The organism is Microbacterium sp. NPDC079356, assembly GCF_049545465.1.
GTDB classification, from domain to species: domain Bacteria; phylum Actinomycetota; class Actinomycetes; order Actinomycetales; family Microbacteriaceae; genus Microbacterium; species Microbacterium gawkjiense.
The window spans coordinates 1,807-3,081 of record NZ_JBMWDN010000013.1 but is presented as its reverse complement, the minus strand read 5'-3'; the positions used below and the strand labels follow the sequence as shown (position 1 = coordinate 3,081).

The window sequence follows — 1,275 nt, the reverse complement described above, 5'->3', positions numbered from 1 at the left end:
GTTCTCACTTACCGGCATTCGGAGTTTGGCTGACGTCAGTAACCTTGTAGGGCCCATCGGCCATCCAGTAGCTCTACCTCCGGCAAGAAACACGCAACGCTGCACCTAAATGCATTTCGGAGAGAACCAGCTATCACGAAGTTTGATTGGCCTTTCACCCCTATCCACAGCTCATCCCCTCAGTTTTCAACCTAAGTGGGTTCGGCCCTCCACGACGTCTTACCGTCGCTTCAGCCTGGCCATGGATAGATCACTTCGCTTCGGGTCTAGGACATGCGACTGAATCGCCCTATTCAGACTCGCTTTCGCTACGGCTACCCCACACGGGTTAACCTCGCCACATATCGCTAACTCGCAGGCTCATTCTTCAAAAGGCACGCTGTCACACCTACCAGGGGTGCTCCAACGGTTTGTAAGCAAACGGTTTCAGGTACTATTTCACTCCCCTCCCGGGGTACTTTTCACCTTTCCCTCACGGTACTTGTCCGCTATCGGTCATCTGGGAGTATTTAGGCTTATCAGGTGGTCCTGACAGATTCACACGGGATTTCTCGGGCCCCGTGCTACTTGGGATACTCTTCGCGTCAAGAGAAGCATTTCGACTACGGGGTTGGCACCCTCTATGACCCGCCTTTCAATGCGGTTCGTCTATACCTTCTTGTAACGCCGACAGATCGGCAGAACTGTCTGAAAAGTCCCACAACCCCCAACGTGCAACGCCTGCCGGCTATCACACACGCTAGGTTTAGCCTGTTCCGGTTTCGCTCGCCACTACTAACGGAATCGCGGTTGCTTTCTCTTCCTGTGGGTACTGAGATGTTTCACTTCCCCACGTTCCCTCTACCCGCCCTATATATTCAGGCGGGAGTCACTAGGTCGGCACGCCGCCCAGCGGGGTTTCCCCATTCGGACATCCTCGGATCAAAACTTGCTTATCAGTTCCCCGAGGCTTATCGCAGATTGCTACGTCCTTCTTCGGCTCCAGATGCCAAGGCATCCACCGTTTGCTCTTAAAGACTTGAAATCACATGAGTTGAATCGTCAATTCGAAATTGACTAATGATCTTTAAGATCATCTATCACGAACCAATCCCTAAAGATCAGCTCGCAAGATGCTCGCGTCCACTGTGTAGTTCTCAAAGTACGGGCGGTACCTCCCTCGCCACCAGCCACAGCCGGCACAAGAAAGGCCCAGAGGTTCGGACTCATCATCCGGTCCCTCAGGACCCAACAGCGTGCACGTGGAAGAAGCCTCACCCCGAACCGTTCCAGAAC

At 53.5% G+C, this 1,275-nt stretch carries 1 rRNA gene (only partly in view); it reads right to left on the bottom strand.

Features of this window, described 5'->3' with window-relative positions:
* Positions 1–1,024 (bottom strand): 23S ribosomal RNA (locus tag ACPEH0_RS14665); it reaches 1,614 nt to the left of the window's first position.
* Positions 1,025–1,275: the final 251 nt, after the last annotated feature.